This is a genomic window from Streptomyces lucensis JCM 4490 (assembly GCF_014650035.1).
Lineage (GTDB): Bacteria > Actinomycetota > Actinomycetes > Streptomycetales > Streptomycetaceae > Streptomyces > Streptomyces lucensis.
Map to the genome: position 1 here is coordinate 198,609 of NZ_BMUE01000010.1, position 21,583 is coordinate 220,191.

Consider the following 21,583-nt stretch of genomic DNA (forward strand, 5'->3'; position numbering starts at 1 on the left):
CTGACAGTCCTGGGGTGGCGTTCCGCCCGCCCCCCGCGGACAGTTCAGGACACGGGGCGTGAATCCGCCCAAGCCAGCTCGAACTCCTCGCGGTATGTCGGGAAGAGCCCGGCTTCGCCCGCGTCGTCCGGCTTGACCAGCCGGCTGCCGCTCCGCAGCACCAGCACCGGCGACTCCATCCCCCGCGCACCCCGCAGGTAGGACTGCACCACGGCGACTCCGTCGGCGCCGTCGCCGTCCACCAGGTAGGCGGTGAAGCGGGGCGTCTCGTCGTACACCTGGATGGCGAAGGCGTCCGGGTCGCGCAGCCGGGACCGCACCCGGCGCATGTGCAGGATGTTCATCTCGACGGACCGGCTCAGCTCGCCCCGCTTCATCCCCAGTTCGCGCTCCCGGCGCTTGACCGCGCTGGAGGCCGGGTTGAGGAAGAGCAGCCGTATCCGGCAGCCGGCCTCGGCGAGCCGGATCAGCCGGCGTCCGGAGAAGTTCTGCACCAGCATGTTGAGACCGATGCCGATCGCGTCGAGGCGGCGGGCGGCGCCGAAGATGTCCTCGGCCGGGAACTGGCGCATGAGCCGCACCCGGTCGGGGTGGACGGCGACGACGTCGGCGTACCGGTCGCCGACCAGGTCCTCGACCGCGTCGACCGGCAGCCGGCGCGCCGAGGGCACGTCGCCGCCGGTGCCGAGCGTCTGGAGCAGCCGGGCCGAGGCCCGCTCGGCCTGGTTCAGCACCGCCTCGGACAGGGCCCGGTTGCGGGAGACGACGTTGCGGGTCACCTCCAGCTCGTCCAGGGCGAGTTCGAGGTCACGCCGCTCGTCGAAGTACGGCTCGAAGCACGGCCAGTGCTGCACCATCAGCTCGCGCAGCTGCGGCAGCGTGAGGAAGCTGAGCACGTTGTCGTCGGCCGGATCGAGCAGATAGCCCTTGCGCCTGCTGACCTCGCGGACGGCGACCGCGCGCTGCACCCACTCCTGCCCGGCCGGTCCCGCCGCGGCGACCACCCAGTCGTCGCCGTGGACGGGTTCGTAGACGGGGCGCAGGACCGCGGCCACGACCGCGCGCAGCCGCTGCTCGACGAGGTTCAGCCAGATGTAGGCCCGGCCGGCCCGCTGGGCGCGGGTGCGCACCTCGCGCCAGGCGTCGGTGTCCCAGTCGAGCTCCGGCCCGATGGACCCCGCGTCCATCGGCCGGGCCAGGGACACCGCGCCGGGCGGGACTTCTGTGGAGTTCCCTTCGTGACCCTCGTCACCAGGGGGCAGCTCCAGCCCTCCCGAGCCCACCCGCGCACCGCCTTCCGCTCCCCCGGGCCTTTCCCGTCTCAACGATCAAGGAAGGGTACTCCGTGAGCGGTCGGCGGTGCAGCCGGATGGACAGGTCGGTTTCCGGCTCACTCGCTTCAACTACGCGGCCGCCAGTGGCCGTTCTGCCACGCCAGTTCGTCCGGCGTGAGCGGATTCATAGCCGTGACGTCCCGCGGGGCGATGGCGAAGCCCTGCCAGTGGATCGGCATGGGCTGCTGGTCCTCGTCCCGGGCGATGTGGTGGAAGCCCACGTTCATCCAGACCACGGGGTGGGTGAGGGTCTGGCCGCCCACCCACTTGTCGACGGACTTGCCCGCGTTCGCGCCGCAGTTGCCGGGGTTGTTGCTGGCGAACTGCTCGCACTTGTTGTACTCGGTGAAGTACACGTCGTGCTTGGTGAAGCTGCGGCCCGGGTACTTGGTGGTGGGGCCCGGAACGATCTCGTACGAACGGGCGTGCCCGTCCTTGTTCTTGCCGGTCGCGCTGACCACCCGCCACCAGCGGTAGGTCCGGTAGTCGCCCGCGAGTTCCTTGGTGACCTTGGTGCGGGTGGTCCTGGCCGTGGGCGCCCGCTGGCCGCGGGCGGGTGCCGTCACGGCCGAGTCGTACTGCTCGACCTTGGTCTTCGAGGAGCCGTCGAGGCCGAAGTCCAGCCGCCAGAAGACGTTGTGGCTGTGGCTGGTGGCGTAGGCCTTGGCGCCCTTGCCGATGGGCCAGCCGCGGCCGTCGCCGGCGTCGTAGTCCTGGTAGGAGAGGCTGCCGGTGGCGCCGACGTTCATGTTGACGGTGCCGTCGTCCTGGAAGCGCCACTCCGTCATGTACTCGTACCAGCCGACCTGGTTGACCGTGTAGACGAGCAGGTCCTTGCCCTGGGCCTGGAAGACCTTGTTGGCGCTGTTGCCCTGCATCCGGTAGGCGTGGCCGCGTGACCGGGTGGTGGTGCACAGCCCGTTGACGTCCGGGTGCTGCGGGTCCCAGGCGTCGGGCACACGGATCGTCCTGATGGTGCCGCCGGGGCACTCGCCGGGCGCCAGGTTGACCAGGCCCTGGGCGAAGCCGAAGCCGGTCAGGTCGTCGTACTCGACGCTGCCGTCGTCGTACGGGACGTCGATCTGGGCGAGACGGGCGCTGTTGAGGACCTTGATCGGCTTCGCTTCGCCCTTGGGCTGGTAGGAGACGTTCTCCAGGACGAGGCCGGCCTTGCTGTCGTAGCGCCAGCACATCCGCCAGGTGGTGCCGCTCGAGAGCTTCTGCTCGATCCGGTAGGCGGCGCTGCAGTCGGCGGCTGCTGCGGGCGCGGACCTGGGCTGGGCGGCGGCGGGTCCGGTGCCGGCCGTGGCGCCGACGGCCAGTGCGGCCGCGGTGAGGCCGACCGCCGCACGCGTGCGTGCCCGGCCGGTCCTGTTCTCGCGCATGACGAAGAGACTCCCTCACAGGAAGGTGGGAAACGGGACGGAGTACGGCTCAGCGGTGCTGGAGTTCGGCTACCTTGCGGGCGCTCAGGTCGACGACCAGCCAGCGGGCGTCGATCCAGGAGCCGTTCCTGATCTTCGGGAACAGCCGCACGCAGCGGTGCTCGCCGCACTTGTCGAGGACGCCGGGCTGGCCGCCCGGGGTGGCCCGGTAGACGGCGCCGTTGAGCAGCAGCTGGTCCGGTGAGGTCAGCTCGTGCCCGGTGGCGTCCTTGTAGTCGGCCTTCAGTCCGGCGCCCAGCGGGTCGGCGATGAGCAGCCTGGCGGCCTCGGCGTTCTCGGCCCGGCTCAGCGGCGGCTGCACGCCGTGCTGGACGCCGGTCCGCTCCACCCTGCCGGTCGCCAGGTCGACCGTCCTGGTGACGAGGGTGTCGTTCCCGTAGTCGTAGAAGCTCACGTCCGCCCGGCGCGGCGCCCGCGGATCGTCCAGCTCGTCCGTCTCCGGGTCGGCGAGGTCGACGCTCAGCCGCTGCGGCCCGTGGCCGCCGCCGACGTCCTCGCCGGCGCTCCGCATCTGCCTGCTGACGGCGAGGGCGGCGGCGCGCCGCATCTCGTCGTCGGTCAGCGGGTCGCGGCCCGTGCCCTTCTTCCCCGTGGCGGGCGCCTGTGCCACGACGCCCGGCGGGGCCCCGTCCGGCCCCTGTCCCGTCTGCCGGGCGGCCCGGCCGCCGCCCCCGCCTCCTCCCGTCTCGTCCGCTCCTGCCGTGCCCGGCAGGGTGATTCCGACCATCACGGCGGTGCCGGCCACGGCCAGGGCCGCACCGGTCACCACCTTCCCCAGATGGCGGTGCACTAGCCTGCGCACATCTTCCCCCTACTCCCCGAACCTCACCGGGAGTACGTTCGCCCCACTGTTTCGGCACACGGCGGGTACACGGTCCGCCGTATGCACTGGTCGGCCGGTAAGAGGGGTGCGGGTCGCCGGAGGTTCCCTCACTTTCGGGCAGACTCGCACCCAACGCGACCCCGGCGGGGCGGCACACCTGGGAGAGTCGTATCCATGCAGGTCTGGCCTGGAGAGGCGTATCCGCTCGGCGCCACGTACGACGGCGCCGGAACCAACTTCGCGGTCTTCACGGAGGCCGCGGACCGAGTAGAGCTGTGTCTGCTGCACGACGACGGCTCGGAGACGGCGGTGGAACTGCGCGAGAGCGACGCGTTCGTGCGGCACGCGTACCTGCCGGGCGTGATGCCGGGACAGCGGTACGGGTTCCGGGTGCACGGCCCGTACGACCCCGGGCGGGGGCTGCGCTGCAACTCGGCGAAGCTGCTGCTCGATCCGTACGCGAAGGCGGTCAGCGGCTCCGTGCGCTGGGGCGAGGAGGTGTACGGCTACCACTTCGGCGACCCGGAGAGGCGCAACGACCTGGACTCGGCGCCGCACACCATGACCTCGGTGGTGATCAACCCGTACTTCGACTGGGGCGACGACCGGCCGCCGCGCACCGCCTACCACCACACGGTGATCTACGAGGCTCACGTCAAGGGTCTCACCATGCGCCACCCGGGGCTGCCGGAGGAGCTGCGGGGCACGTACGCCGGACTCGCCCACCCGGCGATCATCGAGCACCTGACCGAGCTCGGGGTGACGGCCCTGGAGCTGATGCCGGTGCACCAGTTCGTGAACGACCACCGGCTGGCCGACATGGGCCTGAGCAACTACTGGGGCTACAACACCATCGGCTTCTTCGCCCCGCACAACGCGTACGCCTCCTGGGGCGACCGCGGCCAGCAGGTGCTGGAGTTCAAGTCGGCGGTCCGGGCGCTGCACGAGGCGGGCATCGAGGTCATCCTCGACGTGGTCTACAACCACACGGCGGAGGGCAACCACCTGGGTCCGACGCTGTCCTTCAAGGGCATCGACAACCCTTCGTACTACCGGCTCACGGACGATCCGCGCTACTACATGGACACCACGGGCACCGGGAACTCCCTGCTCATGCGGTCCCCGCACGTGCTCCAGCTGATCATGGACTCGCTGCGGTACTGGGTGACCGAGATGCACGTCGACGGCTTCCGCTTCGACCTCGCGGCGACCCTGGCCCGGCAGTTCCACGAGGTGGACCGGCTGTCGTCGTTCTTCGACCTGGTCCAGCAGGACCCGGTGGTCTCCCAGGTGAAGCTGATCGCCGAGCCGTGGGACGTGGGCGAGGGCGGTTACCAGGTGGGCAACTTCCCGCCGCTGTGGACCGAGTGGAACGGCAAGTACCGCGACACGGTCCGGGACCTGTGGCGGGGCGAGCCGCGCACGCTCGCGGAGTTCGCGGGCCGGCTGACCGGTTCCTCGGACCTCTACCAGGACGACGGGCGGCGCCCGCTCGCCTCCATCAACTTCGTCACCTGCCACGACGGCTTCACCCTGCACGACCTCGTCTCGTACAACGGCAAGCACAACGAGGCCAACGGCGAGGACAACCGGGACGGGGAGGGCCACAACCGGTCCTGGAACTGCGGGGCGGAGGGCGAGACCGACGACCCGCGGGTGCTGGAGCTGCGCGCGCGGCAGATGCGTAACTTCATCGCCACGCTGATGCTGTCCCAGGGCGTGCCGATGATCAGCCACGGGGACGAGTTCGCCCGCAGCCAGCGCGGTAACAACAACGCCTACTGCCAGGACAACGAGATCTCCTGGGTGGGGTGGCCCGAGGACGACCGGGAGCTGCTGGAGTTCACGCGCGCGATGGTGTGGCTGCGGCGTGACCACCCGGTCTTCCGCCGGCGCCGCTTCTTCCACGGCCGTCTCGTGGAGGGCACGCACGACGAGCTGTCCGACATCGCCTGGTTCACCCCGGAGGGCGAGGAGATGACCCAGCGGGACTGGGACTCGGCACAGGCGTCCGCGCTGACGGTGTTCCTCAACGGCAACGCCATCTCCGAACCCGGCCCGCGCGGCGAGCGGATCACCGACGACTCCTTCCTGCTGATGTTCAACGCCTCCCCCGAGCCGCTCGGCTTCCTGGTGCCGGTGGACCACGGCCGACAGTGGCAGGTCGTGGTCGACACGGCCCGCCCGGAGGGGGTGCCGCCCGGTTCCGGCGCGAAGGTCGGCGCGGGCGACCGGCTCACGCTGCCGGACCGCAGCCTGACGGTGCTGCAGCGGCCGGCGTGAGTCCGCGCGGGGGGGGCGTGCGCCTGGGAGCGCATGTGCTTCACCGCGCGCCCCCCCGCGCGCGAGCCGGATGACACGAAACACCATGCGCTGGGTACGTAGCTCTGCATGACTTCTGCGCGACCCGGACCGGCGGTGCCCACGGCCACCTACCGGCTGCAGCTCCAGCCCGCGTTCCCGTTCGCCGCCGCGGCGGCGGCCGTACCGTACCTGGCGTCGCTCGGCGTCTCGCACCTGCACCTGTCGCCCGTCCTGGAAGCCGTCCCGGGCTCCGGGCACGGCTACGACGTGGTGGACCACGCGCGCGTGCGCGAGGAGCTGGGCGGCGAGGCCGGGCTGCGCGCCCTCGCGCGGACCGCGCGGGAGCACGGCCTCGGCCTGGTGGTGGACATCGTGCCGAACCACATGGCCATGGCGCCGCGGCACAACCGCGCCCTGTGGGAGGTGCTGCGCGAGGGGCCCGAGTCACCCTACGCACGCTGGTTCGACATCGACTGGGAGGCGCAGGACGGGCGGGTGCTGCTGCCGGTGCTCGGCGGCCCCCTGGGTGCGCAGCTGGAGCACCTCGTGGCCGACGGTGACGTGCTGCGCTACCACGACCACGTCCTCCCGCTGCGCGCGGGGACCGAGGACCTCCCGCTGCCGCGGCTGCTGGACGCCCAGTGGTACCGCCCCGTGTGGTGGCGGCTGGCCCGTACCGAGCTGAACTACCGGCGGTTCTTCAGCGTCTCGGAGCTGATCGGGCTGCGCGTGGAGGATCCGGAGGTGTTCGACGCCACCCACGCCAAGATCCTCCAGCTGCTCGCGGAGGGCGTGGTCGACGGGCTGCGCGTCGACCACCCCGACGGACTCGCCGACCCCGACGCCTACCTGGCACGGCTGAACGACGCGACCGGCGGGCGCTGGACGGTCGTGGAGAAGATCCTCGCCGACGGTGAGCGCCTCCCGGCCGCCTGGCCCGTCGCGGGCACCACCGGCTACGACGCCCTGCGCCACGTCGACGGCCTGTTCACGGACCGGGCCGGCGCCGCCGGACTGCTCACCGCCTACCGGCGGTTCGCGGCGCCCCAGACCGACCGGGGCGGCAACTGGGAGGCCACCGTGCGGCGGGCCGCCTACAAGGTGCTCACGCACGAGCTGGCCACCGAGACCGACCGGCTCACCCGGGTCGCCGCCCGGCTGTGCGCCTCCTCGCCGGACCTCTCGCTGCGCGACCGGGCGCCGTGGGCGCTGCGCACGGCCCTGGAGGAGCTGCTGGTGCGGATGCGGGTGTACCGGCCCTACGCCTCCGGGGACGCGGCCGCCGTGATCACCGAGGAGGCCGCCGAGGAGGCCCGGCTGGCGTTCGTGGTGCCCGAGGAGGCGGCGGCCGTCGGCATCGTGCGGCGGCTGCTCGTCGAGGACCCGGACCCCTCGGCGCCGGACCACGCCGCCCGGGTGGAGTTCCGCACCCGGTTCGCGCAGACGGCGTCCGCGCTGCGCGCCAAGGCCGTGGAGGACACCGCGTTCTACCGCTACGTGCCGCTGCTTTCGGCGACGGAGGTGGGCGGCGACCCGGGCCGGCCCGGCGTGTCCGCCGAGGACTTCCACGCGTACTGCGCGCGCGTGCAGCGCGACTGGCCGCACACCGGGACCGTCGTCAGCACGCACGACACCAAGCGCAGCGCCGACGTCCGCGCGGCGCAGGCCGTGCTCACGCAGTGCCCGGAGCGGTGGGAGCGGCTGCTCGCCGAGGTGACCCGGCCGGAGGAGGGCGTACCGGACGGACAGCTGGCCTGGGCGGCCTGGCAGACGGTGTTCGGGCTGGGCACGGCCGAGGAGGAACGGGTCCGTCGGGCGCTGCTGAAGCACGCGCGCGAGGCGGGCATGTACACCAGCTGGACGGAGCAGGAGCCGCCCTACGAGGAGGCGGTGGCGGCCTTCGTCGCGGCCGGGCCGTGCGGGCCGCCCGGTGAGCGGGTGACCGCGTTCCGCAAGGCGCTGGAGCCGCACGTGCGGGCCAACGTCCTCGGTACCGCGCTGGTCCATCTGACGATGCCCGGGGTGCCCGACGTGTACCAGGGCACGGAGGGCGAGTACCGGGCCCTGGTGGACCCGGACAACCGGCGGCCGGTGCCGTTCCCGCCCGAGGAGCCCGGCGAGAAGGACGCGCTGACCGCGGCGGCGCTGCGGTTGCGCGCCCGGCGGCCCGGCGCCTTCGGCGCGACGGCCTCGTACGCCCCGCTGACGGCCGACGGCCCGGCGGCGGAGCACTGCCTCGCGTTCACGCGCTCCGGTGACGTGGTCACGGCGGTCACCCGGCTGTCGCTGCGGCTGGCTCAGGCGGGCGGCTGGCACGGCACCCGGCTCCCGCTGCCGCCGGGCCGCTGGACGGACGTGCTCACCCCGGGCCGCGAGTTCACCGGTGATGCGCGCGTGGAAGACCTGTTCGACCGGCTGCCGGTGGCGCTGCTGGAACGGACCGGCGAGGCCGCGGGCTGACGGGTACGCGAGCGGTGTTCCAGGCGCTCGCGGGCCGCCGTCCGCATCAGCTGTGGTCCCACGGAACGCAGCGGCCGGGAAGCCGCCGGGCGACTGCTTCGAGCGCCGGTCACGGCCCCTGCGGGACGCTTGACAGCTCACCCTTCCCGTGCGGGACTTGAGGGGCGAAGCCGGGCGGAACACAACGGGGGTGAGTCTCCTGCCGGAGCTGCGCTACCCCAGCGTTCCCGAACTGGTCGGTTCCGCCGAGGCGTTGGCCGTACAGGAGCCGGGACTGTGCGCCCTGCGCCAGGTGGGCCGCTCTCGCGCCGGACGGCCCCTGCACCTGCTGTCGGTGGGACACGCCGATCGCGCCGTGCTGGTGGTCGCGGGCGCGCACGCCAACGAGCCGACCGGCGGCTCCACCCTGCGGGTGCTGGCCGAACGCGTGCTGGCGGAACGGGAGCTGCGGGCGGACACGTCCTGGCACTTCCTGCTGTGCGCGGACCCGGACGGCGCGAGCCTGCACACGACACCGGCGCCGCGCAGCCTGCTCGACTACCACCTGGGCTTCTACCGGCCGACGGGCGCCGAGCAGCCGGAGTGGTCTCCGTCGGTGCTGCCGCCGGACCGGCTGCCGCCCGAGACCCGGGCACTGACCGCGGTGATCGACGAGCTGCGCCCCTACCTCCAGGTGACGCTGCACGGCACCGATCTGGGCGGCAGCTGGGTGCAGCTGACGAAGGACGTGCCGGGCCTCGCCGAGCCGTTCGGCAAGTCAGCGGCGGAGCTGCACATCCCGGTGGAGACGGGCGCGTCGGACGCGGCGGGCTGGCCGGCCTCCGGACCCGGGGTGCATGTGATGCCCGGTCCGGAGTCGGGCGTCGCCTACCCGAGCATGCCCGACGACGCCCGGCACAGCACCTGGTACCACGTGCACCGCCACGGCGGTCTGACCGCCGTGGTGGAGGTGCCGATGTGGGCGAGCGACCTGGTGGGCGATCCGGCGCCGCACCCGGCGCCGGCGGCGGCGATGCGGCGCCTGGCCCAGCGGCTGCTGCGGGACTCGCTGGAGGTGGAGCGGGTGCTCGCCGAGGCGCTGCCCCGGCTGGACGGCGCGGACGGCCCGCTGCTGCGGGCCGCGCGGTGGGTGCTGGGGCTGACCCCGGGGCTGGCCGCGGACTGGATCCACACTCCTCCGGCCGGTACCACGATGGCGTACGTCGGCAGCGTGGACGCGTTCGGGCGGCGGCTGCCGCTGCGTGCGGCGGCGATGCTGCTCCGGGTGCTGCGGGAGACGGACGACGTGGCGGCACCGCGGCTGGAACAGCTCGTCGCGTCCTGGTGCGACGCCTTCGCGACGCGCTTCCGGGCCCGCTGGGTGCCCCTGGAGCACCAGGTGGAGCACCAGTCCCGGACGGTGCTGGCGGCTGCGCGGCACGCCCGGGACCAGGTGGGGTGAGGCCGGGTGGCGCGCCCCGCGCCACCCGGGCCGGCCGTGCGGCTCAGTCGTCGAGGGCGAAGACCGCTCCGGTCCGCGCGGTCATGACGCACCGGCTGGCGTACGTCTCCTCGAACCGTACCGTCCGTCCGCCCCACCGCCCCTGCGCCTGCACGGTGATCGGGGCCCAGATCATCGGGCAGAAGACGTTCCTGGCCGGGATGCGGCCGATGTCGCCGTCGGCGGCGGCCAGTTGGGTGCACGCGTCGGCCGCCTTCGCGTGGCCCTGCGGCGGATCGCACAGCAGCAGGGTGTCGCGCGTGTCACCGGACCGGGCGTCGCCCTTGGTGACCGTCAGGTAGAGCCAGTTGCCCGGCTGGGTGTCATGGGTCGCCGCCCGGGCCGGGCCCGCGGCGAGGAGACCGGCCGCCAGCAGGGCGCCGGCGGCCGCTGTCGCTCTGGTGATGTACGTCATGCCGGTTCCATCGGCAGGTCCGCCGGTGTTCCGCAGTCCGGCTCACCCGTTCGGAACGGGCACGCGCCCGTAGCGGGCACCTGTTCGAACGGATGGCCTCAGCGCGTGGCGAGGCGGAAGCCCACCCTGCCGAAGGCGACCTGGTCGCCCTCGCGCACGACGACCGAGCCGGTCACCCGGCGGCCGTTGACGGTGGTGCCGTTGGTGGACCCGAGGTCCTTGAGCACCCACATGCCGCCCTGCCGGCTGAGTTCCGCGTGCGCCCTGGAGACCGTCTCGTGGTTGAGGCGCAGCCCGTTCGCGGGGTCCCGGCCTATCCGCAGCGGCTGCGTGTGCGCCGGGTGCGGCAGCAGCAGCTTGGGCAGCCGCTCCGCCTGCCAGGCCCGTCGCAGCCGTACGGTGAAGGAGGAGACGGCCTCGACGGTGCCGAGGACCGCGCGGGAGAAGCGGTTCTCCTGGGGCAGGTCGGCGACGAGGACGGCGAGTTCGTCGGAGCGGCGGGCGGCGAGCGCCAGTTCCATCCGGTGCACGAACGTGTCGTGGGACAGCCGGCCCATGGCGACGCCGTCACGCAGCACCTGCAGCGCCTTGTCGCGCTCCGCGTCGGACAGCCGCGCGGGGTACGTGGAGAACTCGAAGGACGACGTCACGCTGGTGATTGTCGGGCAGTGAACGGCGGGTGTCCAGAAGACCCGGGATCGGTGCCCGGGTGTGCGTACTCGTGCGACACCCGCGGGGAAAGGGCGTGTTCGGGAGCGGATCGGCCGCGCGGACGGCACGATGGGGACGCGGGACATCACGGTGAGCAGACGAAGGGGAACCGTCCGTGCAGTTCGAGGTGTGGGCACCGCAGGCAGACCGAGTGACGCTCCAGTGCGAGGGCGCGACGCGCGCGTTGGCGCGCGATCCCGAACGCGACGGCTGGTGGACGGGGGAGGCGGAGGCGGAGCACGGCGCCCGGTACGGGTTCGCGCTGGACGACGGGCCGGTGCTGCCCGACCCGCGCTCGCGCCGCCAGCCGGACGGGCCGGACGGGCTGAGCGCGGTCGTGGACCACGGACGGTACACGTGGCGGGCGCGGTGGGCCGGGCGTGGCCTGCCCGGCGCGGTGCTCTACGAGCTGCACGTGGGCACGTACACCCGGGAGGGCACCCTGGACGCGGCCGCGGCCCGCCTGGAGCACCTGGTGGAACTGGGTGTCACACACGTGGAGTTGATGCCGCTGTGCCCCTTCCCGGGACGGCACGGCTGGGGGTACGACGGAGTGTCGCTGTGGGCGGTGCACGAGCCGTACGGCGGCCCCGACGCCCTGAAACGCTTCGTCGACCGGGCGCACGAACTCGACCTCGGCGTCGTCCTGGACGTCGTGCACAACCACTTGGGGCCGTCCGGCAACCACCTCCCGCGGTTCGGGCCGTACTTCACGGACACGCACCACACCCCGTGGGGCTCGGCGGTGAACCTGGACGCGGCCGGCTCGGACGAGGTGCGCGCGTTCCTCGTCGGCAGCGCCCTGGCGTGGCTGCGGGACTACCGCGTCGACGGACTGCGCCTGGACGCGGTGCACGCACTGTACGACACGCGCGCGTGCCACTTCCTGGAGGAGCTGTCGGCGGCCGTGGACGGCCTCGCCGGGGAACTGGACCGGCCGCTGTTCCTGATCGCCGAGTCCGACATGAACAACCCGCGGTTCATCACCCCGCGCGAGGCGAACGGCCTCGGGCTGCACGCGCAGTGGAACGACGACTTCCACCACGCCCTGCACGCCGTCCTGACCGGCGAGTCCCAGGGCTACTACGCCGACTTCGCGCGTGACCCGTTCGCCTCGCTCGCCAAGACGCTCACCGGCGGCTACTTCCACGACGGCACGTACTCCAGCTTCCGCGGCCGGCACCACGGCCGTCCACTGGACCGGGCGCGGGTGGCCGGGCACCGGCTGCTCGGCTACAGCCAGACCCACGACCAGGTCGGCAACCGCGCCCAGGGCGACCGACTCTCCGCCCGCCTCTCCCCCGGCCTGCTGGCCTGCGCGGCCACGCTCACGCTCACCGCGCCGTTCACGCCGATGCTGTTCATGGGCGAGGAGTGGGCGGCGGGCACGCCGTGGCAGTACTTCACCGACCACACCGACCCCGAACTGGCCGAGGCGGTACGGCGGGGCAGGCGGCGTGAGTTCGCGGCGCACGGGTGGGCGGAGGAGGAGGTACCCGACCCGCAGGACCCGGCGACCCGGGAGCGGTCCTGCCTGGACTGGTCGGAACCGGACCGCGATCCCCACGCGCGCGTGCTGGCCTGGTACCGGCGGCTGATCGCGCTGCGCCACGAGCAGCCCGACCTCACCGATCCGGACCTCGCCGACACCAAGGTGGCCTACGACGAGGAGGCCGGCTGGCTGGCCTTCCGGCGCGGGGACGTGCGGGTGGCGGTGAACCTGGCCAAGGAGCCGGCGGCGATCCCGCTGGGCACCGGCCGGGTGGAGGTGCTGGCCGCCTGGGAGCCGCTCGGGACACCGGGCCCGGACGGTCTGCTCCAGGTTCCCGGCGAGTCCTGCGTGGTACTGGTGCAGCCCTGAGCCGCCGGGGGCGGCCGGGTGACGCCGGTGTGCCGCCGGGCGCGGCCGGGGGTGGCGCGCGGAGTGCCGCCGGCGCGTCTACGGCTCCGGTTCGCCCTTCTCGATGTCGGTCACCCGCTCCAGCATGATCGGCTCCCAGACCCGCCGCAGCTGGGTGCGCAGCAGGGCCGTGGTGCCGGCCGCGCGGCCTTCGAGGCGGTCGGTGAGGCGGATGACGGTGTCGCAGCGGGCGAGCCACAGACCGCGCAGGCACGGGCGGGCGCCGTAGCCGGCCAGGGTGGCGGCGCGGACGGCCGCCGGGGAGCCGACGGCGACGGCCAGCCCGGCGATGTCCTCGGCGGGGTCCCCCAGGGCCGCCCGGGTCCAGTCCAGGATGCCGCGAACCCGGCCGTCGGCGCTGACCACGACGTGCTCGCCGGTCAGCCCGTGGTGGGTCAGGACGGCGGCGCCGGGCTGCGTGGCGAGCTGCGCCGCGCCGGGCGGGGTGAGCTGGAGCAGCCGGGCGGCGTCGAACTCGTCGGCGGCGGCGAGCCGCTCGGCCGCGTGGACGGCCATCCGGCGCAGGGCCTCCAGGGAGCGGGGGGCGGTGCGCGGCACGCCGATCGCCTCGGCCTGGCGTGCCGGCACCGCCCGCAGACCGGTGAGCAGGCCCGCGAGGTCGGCCTCGCCGACGGCGGAGACGTCGTGCTCGTCGGCCGTGCCGCCGGGCACCAGGGCGTCGAGGGTGTAGGCGAGGCCCGGCGCCCAGTCGCCGTGGGCGACGCTGGCCGGGACGGCGACGGGCACGTGCGGGCGTACCAGCTCGCGCAGCCGCAGTTCCCGGCGGCGGCGGACGGAGGCCTCACGGTCGGGAGCGAGGCGCAGCACATGGCGGGTGCCGACCCACCAGGTGTACTCGTGCTCCTCCCCGACGGGGCGCAGGCCGGGTCCGCCGGTGCCGCCGGTGCCCTCCTCGAGCAGCGAGCGGACCAGTCTGCGGACGGTGTCCGCGGTGGGTGTCGGTGCGTGGGTCATGGGTCGCGCGTGTGCCGTTCCGGGTGTCGTCGCGGGTGTCTCTTCCGTGCCTCTCAGTCCACTATGACCATCTCACGGGTGGTGTTGTTGAGGCGGCGACCGCCGTCCTCGGTGACCGTGACGATGTCCTCGATGCGCACCCCGAACCGGCCCGGGAGATAGATGCCGGGCTCCACGGAGAAGCACATGCCGGGCACGAGGGGCTGCTCCTCGCCCTCGATCATGTACGGCGGCTCGTGCGTGGTGACGCCGATGCCGTGGCCGGTGCGGTGGATGAAGTACTCGCCGTAGCCGGCGTCGGTGATCACCGCGCGGGCGGCGCGGTCGACCTCCTGGCAGGGCACGCCCGGCCGTACGGCCCGGCAGCCGGCCTCCTGGGCGGCGCGCACGGTGTCGTGGACCCGGCGCTCCTCCTCGGTGGGCTCGCCGACGTGGACCGTGCGGGTGGTGTCGGAGCCGTAGCCGTCCTTCAGGCCGCCGAAGTCGAGGACGACCATGTCGCCCCGCCGGATGACGCGGTCGCCGACCTCGTGGTGGGGTTTGGCGCCGTTGGGTCCGGAGCCGACGATGGTGAAGTCGACCTGGGAGTGGCCGAAACGGCGCAGCAGGCCGGCGAGGTCGTGGCCGACGTCGGACTCCCGGCGGCCGGCGAAGGGGACCTCGCGGATCTCCTCGAACGCCGCGTCCGCGGCCGCGCCCGCGGCCGCCAGCAGCTCCAGCTCCGCCGCGTCCTTGACCGCGCGCAGCATGGGCAGGGCGTCGGTGAGTGCGGCGTAGGAGGTGCCGGGCAGGGCCCGCTGGAGGCCCAGCAGGTGCATCGCCCAGGTGTTGTCGCTGATGCCGAACCGTCCGTGGCCGTCGAGGAGGCCGGCGGTGACGGCGTAGGGGTCGTCGCCGTCGGTCCAGTCACGCAGGGTCAGCGCGGCCGTGCCGGCCGCCTTCTCGGCGTCCGGGGCCTCCAGGGTGGGTACGACGAGGACCGGGTCGCGCCCGGGGGCCAGGACCAGCATCGTGAGCCGTTCGGTGACGGCGGTGGGTGTGTAGCCGGTCAGCCAGACCATGTCCGGTCCCGGTGCCACGAGCAGGCCGGCGAGGCCGGCGCCGGCCGCGGAGCGCGCGGCGCGCTCCATGCGGGTCCTGTGGTCGGCGGCGGTGAAGGGCGCGGGCGTGCTACCGGTCATCCTGGCCTCCGAGCGCGGGTGGGGAAGCGGGCGCGGGCGTCTCGGGCAGCATCTTGCCCGTCCGGGCGGTGGCGCGCGAGCGCATTCGGTGGCCCGGGGCGGTGTGCGTGGGGTGCGGGCCGTCGGCGGTGACTCGCTTGCCCGCGCGTGCGGGGTGCCTCCTCCGGAGGGGGTGCCCCCAGCGCCCACCCGTACCGCCCCGGCGGCACGACTGCCCGCAGCCCCAGCGGCACGGATGCTGGCAGCCACGGCGGTACGGGGGGCGCAGTGGGTCAGGTCGTCACCGCCGGCAGGACCGTCAGTTCCTGGTATGCGCCGCTGGCGTGACGGACCGTGAGGAGGACGTTTCCGCCGGGGCGGGTGCGGGCCACCGCGCGGGCGAGGTCGGCGGCGTCGCCGACGAGGGTGCCGCCGTACCGCAGCAGGACGTCACCGCGGACCAGACCGGCCGTGTAGCCGGGTCCGGGCACGTGCACACCGACGACCAGCGCACCGGCCTTCTCCGCGTCGGCGGTCTCCACGCCCAGGGTCGCGCCGGGAGGGGCCGGAGCGGCGCCGGCGGCCCGGGGCGCGGGCCGCTGGGCAGGGGGCGGCGGTCCCGCCGGGCCGCCCGTACCGGCCGGCGTCGTCCCGACGATGCCGAGGCCGATGCCGATTCCCGTCAGCACCAGCACGGCGCCGGTGACCAGGCCGGGCAGCAGGCGCCACGGCAGCCGCCCGCGCCGGGGCGCGGCGTGGGGGCGGGGGACCTCGCCGGGGGCGCCGCCCTCGCGCCGCACCTGGCCGGGCAGGGGCTTGGGACGCAACACACTCTGTTCCATGATTCGCTCGCCTCCGGCTGGTGCTCTACCCGCACCACCGGGCCACGACGAGACACGAACGAGTGAGACTGGCCGGAGGGTGGCGGAGGGTAGTCATAGGCGTCGTACGTGCAGGTGGACCGTCGCGGGGATGGACGGGAGGGGACGCGGGCGGGACCCCGGCCGGTTCGAAATGGTGAAGGCCCAGTCGGTCGGCGCGCGCAGTGCGCGCGGAGCCACTCCCCGGCCGCGCGCGTGCGCCGCCGGGGAGGCCGGCCGACGGGTCGCAGGGGTCAGCCGGCGAGCCGGACGGGGGGCGCAGGGGGGCGGTCCGGCAGGAAGCCGTGGGCCCGGCGGCCCAGCCACTCCGCCTTGTAGCGGTCGACGCCGCGGTGCCAGTTCAGGATGCCCGCCAGCCAGTTCTGCAGGTCCAGGACGTAGCCGTCCATGGCGGCCCGTGCTTCCTCGGACAGGTCGAAGTCGTCGTAAAGGACGGGTAGTTCGTGTGCGGCCACATGCTCGAACTGCCGCATGCGCTGGGTGGTCAGGTCGTGGACGACGCCGAGCGCGGTCGGGTAGTCCACGCCGAAGAAGTTCTGCACCACCAGGACGGCGTTGTGGATCTCGCCCTCGTACTCGATCTCCTTCTGGTAGGAGAAGATGTCGTTGAGGAGGCAGGCGTAGTCGACGGCGGCGTTCTCCAGCGAGCGCACCGGCCCGCTGCGGTAGACCTCCGGCGGGACCGCGGGTCCGTTGCCCATCCGGCACAGGCTCAGGGTGAGGTCGGAGCCGAAGGTGGCGCGCCGCATCTCCAGGTAGTCGACCGGGTCGGGGATGCGGTTCTGCAGCTGGTTGGACAGCTCCCACACCCAGCTCTCGGTCATCGTGTCCACGGCCGCCTTCAGGGTGCGCCGCTGGTCGGCCGTCATCCCGGCCGTGGTGCGCGCCCACAGGTCGGTCAGCGAGCGTTCCATGGCGTTGCCGGGGACGATGGCGGACTCGCCCTCGACGGGCATGCAGGCGGACAGCCGGGCCGTCGTGAGCCGGGCGGCGGCCAGGTCACGGCGGTGGCCGTGGACGAGCGGGTAGTAGTCGTCGCCGTAGGTCCCGAACGCGAGCCACTGGGCGCTGAGGTCGAGGGCCTCGGGCGTGGCGTCGGGGTCCAGTCCGGCGGAGCACAGCGCGAGGTCGTAGGCGGCGAGCTTGTCCTCGTCCCAGACGCCCTCCTGGAGGATGCCGACCTGGCGTGTCCAGGCGAGGAGGTTGCGGCGGGCGCTGTCGAGATGGGGGCTCAGCTCCACCTGGAACGGCATGTGGAACTCGGGCAGCAGCGCGGGGCCGACCTTCTGGTAGGGCACGTGCGAGTGGGCGCGCAGGCGCTCCCGCGCGGCGGCGGCGAGGAGTGCGCCGACGTCGGCGGCCGAGGTGCCGGGTCCGCCCGGGACCCGCCACGGCGAGCCGGCGCGGGCGCGCTCGTTCATGTAGCGGCTGGAGCGCGTGTGCCACTCGTGCCCGCCGGACTGCCAGTCCTGCAGTCCCTTGGCGTAGGCGGCGACGGCCGCGACCTCGTCCGGTCCCAGCCCCTTCTCCAGGGCCACGGCCGGGACCTCGGTGAGCGCGGTGTGCTCGAACTGGTGGAGCCGTGAGGTGAGGATGTCGTTGACGGTGTCGGCCGCCTCCTGGGTGGTGCAGCCGAAGAACTTCTCCAGGACCAGCACGCCGTTGCTGTTCTCGCCCTCCTCCTCGACCTCGCGCTGGTAGGAGAAGAGGTCGTTGCGCAGGTGGACCGCGTCGGAGAACGTCTCCATCAGCACGCGCATGGGCCGGGTGCCGGCGACGGCGGCCGGTACCTCGGCGGCCGCGTACTCCACGAGCCCCGCCGACCAGGGGGCGCCGCCCACCTTGCGGCGCATCTCGATGTACTCGACCGGGTTGGCGATCCGGCCCTCGTTGATGTTGGACAGCTCCCACATCGACTCGTTGAGCAGGTGCTCGGTGGCCACGGCGAAGCGGCGGCGCCAGCCGGCGGACATCGCCGGCACGGTGCGCGCCCACAGGTCCTTCAGGCCCGCCTCCACCGGGTTGAGCGGGTCGGGCGCGGCGGCCGAGGGGTCGAGGGGCATGAACAGCGGCAGACGGTCCAGGTGGGCCTTTCCGGCGGCGCGGTCCTGGGTGCGCTTGTACATGTCCAGGAAGTGGTCGTCGAAGAAGAACACCCAGACGTACCAGTCGGTGATGAGCGAGAGCGCGGGGCCGTCGCAGTCGGGGTGGGTGTAGGCGCACAGGAGACCGTAGTCGTGCGCCTCCAGGTCGGCCTGGTCCCAGATCCCGGAACCTTCCAGCATGCCCATCTCGCGTGCCCACCGCGTCGAGTGGGCACGGGCCTCGTCGAGGTGGGGGTTGAGCCGCGCGGGATACGGCAGGTAGAAGTGCGGGAGTTCGAACGGCTGCGTCATGGCCGGGCCCTACCCGTGGGCCCGAACGGCCATCCGCCGCGCCGGACATGATCACACCATCGCGTGAACGACCGGGAAACACCGCGCCGATGGCCCGCTCCGCACCCGCGTGCTCACCCGGCGGCGCGCACCTGGACCAGCGCGTGCGTGCCGCTGGTGCGCCAGCGCCGGTCCCCGGACGCCTCCAGCGCGGCCTCGTCCGGCGCCGACAGGCCGGTGATCACGTCGGACTTGAGGGTGCGCAGTGCGGCGACCGGACCGGGGAAGTAGCCGGTCACCTCCTGGAACGGCGTGGTCGGCGGCCACCACCGGTCGCCGACCAGGCGCCGGTAGTTGAGGTCGCCCTTGACGACGGTCACCGTGGCCGCCGCGAACTCGGCGCGCAGGTCCCCGGGCATCCGCTCGTACGGCAGCGGGGCGCAGGAGAAGGGGTGGGCGCGCACGGCGAGCCGGCCGTCGGCCATGGCCGACCAGAGCACGCGCCCGTGGGCGGCGGCCGCGCCTCCGGCCGCGCACAGCCGGCGCAGGGCCTCCACCACGTCGGCGGTGGTGGCGTCGGAGACGTAGTACGGGTACGGCTTCACGTGCAGCACCGCCCGGGCGGCCCGCGCCCCGGCGAGGAGGTGGGCGATCAGCAGCAGGTCGGGGACGAGTTCACGGCCCGCGTTGTCCGCGACGAGGACGAGCGTGCCCCTGCCGTCGGGTGGCAGCAGCGACCACAGGGTCTCGGTGTCGTCGGCCACCAGTGCGGGAACCGGTTCCCGGGTCCCGGTGCCCTCGGCGGAGAGCCGGAAGCCGAGGTCGGCGCGGTTTCCCCAGAGCGAGCCGTGCAGGAGGGCGCGCGCCCGCTCCTGCTCCGTCAGGTCCTCGAGGCCGTCCAGGGCGGCCAGTTCCCCGTCGGTCTGCGCGGCGTCGAGTTCGGCACGCTTGAACGGGCGGAAGGGATCGATGCCCTGCCAGGCTCCGGGGCCGAAGTAGCCGACGGCCTCCAGCAGCCGGCGGTAGAAGTAGCTCTCGGACCACAGCCACGGCACGTCGTACCAGGACCGTCCGGTGTGGTCGGCCAGCCCCCATGCGAGCCAGCGGTCCCGGTCCGGGGCGTCGGCGGGGAGGGACCCGATGGTCCCCTCGGTGCAGCTGGCGAGCAGTTCGTCCAGCGCCCGGTGCTGCCCGGGGCCGTACGGGAAGGCGTCCCGCACCTGCCTGATGATCGCCGGGTGCCGCTCGGCCAGCACGCTGTGCGGGAAGGAACCGGGCTCGTCGCCGCGGATCACGGGTGCGGGCGGGGTGTCGGGCATGCCCGTCACCGTACCGCGCGCGTCAGACGGTTCGGATCTCCCGCTCCAGCTGCGTGGCGAGCGTGACGTAGCGGGGACGGCGGTGGACCGGGACCATGCCGCGGATCATCAGGTGCCACATCTCGGCCATCCGGCGTGGCAGCCGTCCGACCGGTTCCAGCGAGCGGCCGGCCACCCGGGTGCCGACGAAGAAGCAGACGAGGGAGTGCGCGACGACGCCGACGTCGAGGTCGCCGTGCACATCGGCTTCCCTGACGGCTCCGGTGAACTTCCGGTGTGCGTAGTCCAGCCACGCGGTGAACGGATGGTTCAGCGGCGGCCGTACGGCTATGTCCGCGGTGGCGAGGCGGAGTCCGGCGCGCGGTACCGGATCCTCCACGGCGAGCCGGGCGACGCCGAAGGTGGTGCGCATCAGGGCCTCCAGCGAGGAGTAGCCCCGGCTCTCGACGTCGGCGACGACCTGCTTGGCGGACTTCGCCTGGATCTCCAGGATGGCGTGGGCCAGGTCCTCCTTGGCCGCGAAGTGGAAGTACAGGGCGCCCTTGGTCACCCGCGCGTGCGCGACGATGTCGCTCAGACTGGTGGACTCGTAGCCCTGGCGGTCGAACAGGTCGGCGGCAGCCGTGATGATCGTTGCCCGGGTCTGCTCAGCACGTAACTGCCTCGCCATCGTGGACCCTTCCTTGCGACTCAACGAACGGGACATGCGGTTTGTTTTTGACCCATTGCATACGATAACTCACCGGGCGGCAGCGGAGATCCAGGGCGGGACCGCACGGTTCGGCACGTTCCGGGCGCAGGCCGGCGCTTCGGGCGGCACCGGATGCACGAGCCCTTCGCATCCTGTGAACGGACAAGACCGGACCGCCTCCCCCCTCCGTCACCCCACTGTCCCAGACCGCCGCCGGGCAGCGGGTGCCGCACCCATGATCGCCACGATACGAGGCGGACGCCCGGCTCCTCAACGGTGTCTCGGGGCAGGCGCGAAACAGCCGAACCGGTCGGTGCCTTCGCGCCCCCCACGGACGGACGCCCCGCCCGTCGCCGAACGCGCTGAACGCGCTGGACGCGGCGGACGTACTGGAGGCCGCAGACCCCTTTCCCGCCTGCCGAGGAGACGTTCCCGGATGACCCGGACGACCGCCCTGAGCGCCACGGCGACCGCAGTGGCGGTCCCGCTCCTGCTCCTGTCGTGGGCGGCGGCGGCGCCGGCCCAGGCGCACGGGGCCCCCACGGACCCGGTCAGCCGGGTCTACGCCTGCTCCCCCGAGGGCGGCGCCGTCCGCTCGGCGGCCTGCGAGGCGGCGGTCGCGTCGAACGGTGCTCCGTTCACGGCGTGGGACAACCTGCGCGTGGCCGGGGTGAACGGCCGTGACCGGCAGGTGATTCCGGACGGCAGGCTGTGCAGCGGGAACCTGCCGGCCTACCGGGGGCTCGACCTGGCCCGGCGGGACTGGCCGGCGACCCGCCTGAGGCCCGGCGGCCGGCTGACGATGACATACGCCTCGACGATCGCGCACGCCGGCACGTTCCGGCTGTACCTGACCAGGCCCGGCTACGACCCGGCGAAGCCGCTGAAGTGGTCCGACCTGTCCCGGCGCCCCTTCGCCGAGGTCGCGGACCCGCCCCTGAGGAACGGCGCGTACCACATCGGCGTGACGCTGCCCGCGGACCGGACGGGACGTCAGGTGCTCTACACGGTCTGGCAGAACAGCAGCACGCCGGACACCTACTACTCGTGTTCCGACGTGGTCTTCCCCGGGAAGGGACAGGCCGCCGGGGCGGCGAAGGCCACGAGGACGGCGGAGGCGGAGCCGGCTCGCCCGGGCACGCCGGCCCCGCGCGAGGAACACGCCTCCGCCGCCGGGGACAGCACTCCGGTGGCCGGGGCGACGGACGGCGGGTCCGGCCCCTCGGCACTTCTCGTGGCGGGCGGCGCCGCCGCGGTGCTGGTGCTCACCGGGGGCGCCGCCCTGGGCTTGCGGCTACGGCGACGCTGAA

At 73.5% G+C, this 21,583-nt stretch carries 16 protein-coding genes; 5 read left to right on the forward strand and 11 right to left on the reverse strand.

The window, feature by feature from the left end:
* Window positions 1-44 precede the first annotated feature (44 nt).
* From IE177_RS22990 to IE177_RS23000, 3 genes are all read right to left on the reverse strand, one after another.
* Complete coding sequence (locus IE177_RS22990; protein ID WP_190017273.1) at window positions 45-1,283, reverse strand: DUF5919 domain-containing protein; 1,239 nt, start codon at window positions 1,281-1,283, stop codon at window positions 45-47.
* Window positions 1,284-1,399: 116 nt separating this feature from the next.
* Window positions 1,400-2,719, reverse strand: coding sequence for a copper amine oxidase (locus IE177_RS22995; RefSeq protein ID WP_190017274.1), 1,320 nt, complete (start codon window positions 2,717-2,719; stop codon window positions 1,400-1,402).
* A gap of 49 nt (window positions 2,720-2,768) precedes the next feature.
* Complete coding sequence (locus tag IE177_RS23000) at window positions 2,769-3,581, reverse strand: Tat pathway signal sequence domain protein (RefSeq protein ID WP_190017275.1); 813 nt, start codon at window positions 3,579-3,581, stop codon at window positions 2,769-2,771.
* Between the two features lie 195 nt (window positions 3,582-3,776).
* Here IE177_RS23000 and glgX point away from each other — a divergent pair, with 195 nt between their 5' ends.
* From glgX to IE177_RS23015, 3 genes are all read left to right on the forward strand, one after another.
* Window positions 3,777-5,885 carry a glycogen debranching protein GlgX gene (gene glgX, locus IE177_RS23005; protein WP_190017276.1) on the forward strand — a complete coding sequence of 703 codons (2,109 nt, stop codon included), beginning with the start codon at window positions 3,777-3,779 and terminating at the stop codon, window positions 5,883-5,885.
* A gap of 108 nt (window positions 5,886-5,993) precedes the next feature.
* Entirely contained in the window at window positions 5,994-8,366 is a 2,373-nt protein-coding gene (gene treY, locus IE177_RS23010; RefSeq protein WP_190017277.1) for a malto-oligosyltrehalose synthase, read from the forward strand.
* 190 nt (window positions 8,367-8,556) lie between these two features.
* A complete protein-coding gene (locus IE177_RS23015) occupies window positions 8,557-9,807 on the forward strand; it encodes a M14 family zinc carboxypeptidase (protein ID WP_190017278.1) in 1,251 nt (416 codons plus the stop codon).
* 43 nt (window positions 9,808-9,850) lie between these two features.
* Here the strand turns inward: IE177_RS23015 and IE177_RS23020 are convergent, their stop codons facing one another.
* Complete coding sequence (locus tag IE177_RS23020) at window positions 9,851-10,261, reverse strand: SSI family serine proteinase inhibitor (RefSeq protein WP_190017279.1); 411 nt, start codon at window positions 10,259-10,261, stop codon at window positions 9,851-9,853.
* Between the two features lie 98 nt (window positions 10,262-10,359).
* Complete coding sequence (locus IE177_RS23025) at window positions 10,360-10,911, reverse strand: FHA domain-containing protein (RefSeq protein ID WP_190017280.1); 552 nt, start codon at window positions 10,909-10,911, stop codon at window positions 10,360-10,362.
* 176 nt (window positions 10,912-11,087) lie between these two features.
* Here IE177_RS23025 and treZ point away from each other — a divergent pair, with 176 nt between their 5' ends.
* Complete coding sequence (gene treZ / locus IE177_RS23030) at window positions 11,088-12,833, forward strand: malto-oligosyltrehalose trehalohydrolase (RefSeq protein WP_190017281.1); 1,746 nt, start codon at window positions 11,088-11,090, stop codon at window positions 12,831-12,833.
* A 78-nt stretch (window positions 12,834-12,911) separates the two neighbouring features.
* Here the strand turns inward: treZ and IE177_RS23035 are convergent, their stop codons facing one another.
* The 6 genes from IE177_RS23035 to IE177_RS23060 all read right to left on the reverse strand — a co-directional run bounded on the left by IE177_RS23035 (window position 12,912) and on the right by IE177_RS23060 (window position 20,252).
* Window positions 12,912-13,847 (reverse strand): phosphotransferase, encoded by a 936-nt coding sequence (locus IE177_RS23035; protein WP_190017282.1) that lies wholly within the window; start codon window positions 13,845-13,847, stop codon window positions 12,912-12,914.
* A gap of 53 nt (window positions 13,848-13,900) precedes the next feature.
* Window positions 13,901-15,028: an aminopeptidase P family protein gene (locus tag IE177_RS23040; RefSeq protein ID WP_190017283.1), complete on the reverse strand. Its 1,128-nt coding sequence runs from the start codon at window positions 15,026-15,028 to the stop codon at window positions 13,901-13,903.
* Window positions 15,029-15,300: 272 nt separating this feature from the next.
* A complete protein-coding gene (locus IE177_RS23045) occupies window positions 15,301-15,849 on the reverse strand; it encodes a PDZ domain-containing protein (RefSeq protein WP_190017284.1) in 549 nt (182 codons plus the stop codon).
* A gap of 272 nt (window positions 15,850-16,121) precedes the next feature.
* Window positions 16,122-18,284 (reverse strand): germacradienol/geosmin synthase Cyc2, encoded by a 2,163-nt coding sequence (gene cyc2 / locus IE177_RS23050; RefSeq protein WP_190017285.1) that lies wholly within the window; start codon window positions 18,282-18,284, stop codon window positions 16,122-16,124.
* Window positions 18,285-18,397: 113 nt separating this feature from the next.
* Window positions 18,398-19,582 (reverse strand): damage-control phosphatase ARMT1 family protein, encoded by a 1,185-nt coding sequence (locus IE177_RS23055; RefSeq protein ID WP_190017286.1) that lies wholly within the window; start codon window positions 19,580-19,582, stop codon window positions 18,398-18,400.
* A 22-nt stretch (window positions 19,583-19,604) separates the two neighbouring features.
* A complete protein-coding gene (locus IE177_RS23060) occupies window positions 19,605-20,252 on the reverse strand; it encodes a ScbR family autoregulator-binding transcription factor (protein WP_190017287.1) in 648 nt (215 codons plus the stop codon).
* 457 nt (window positions 20,253-20,709) lie between these two features.
* On the opposite strand from IE177_RS23060, the gene IE177_RS23065 reads away from it, so the two are divergent.
* A complete protein-coding gene (locus IE177_RS23065) occupies window positions 20,710-21,582 on the forward strand; it encodes a lytic polysaccharide monooxygenase (protein WP_190017288.1) in 873 nt (290 codons plus the stop codon).
* Window position 21,583: the final 1 nt, after the last annotated feature.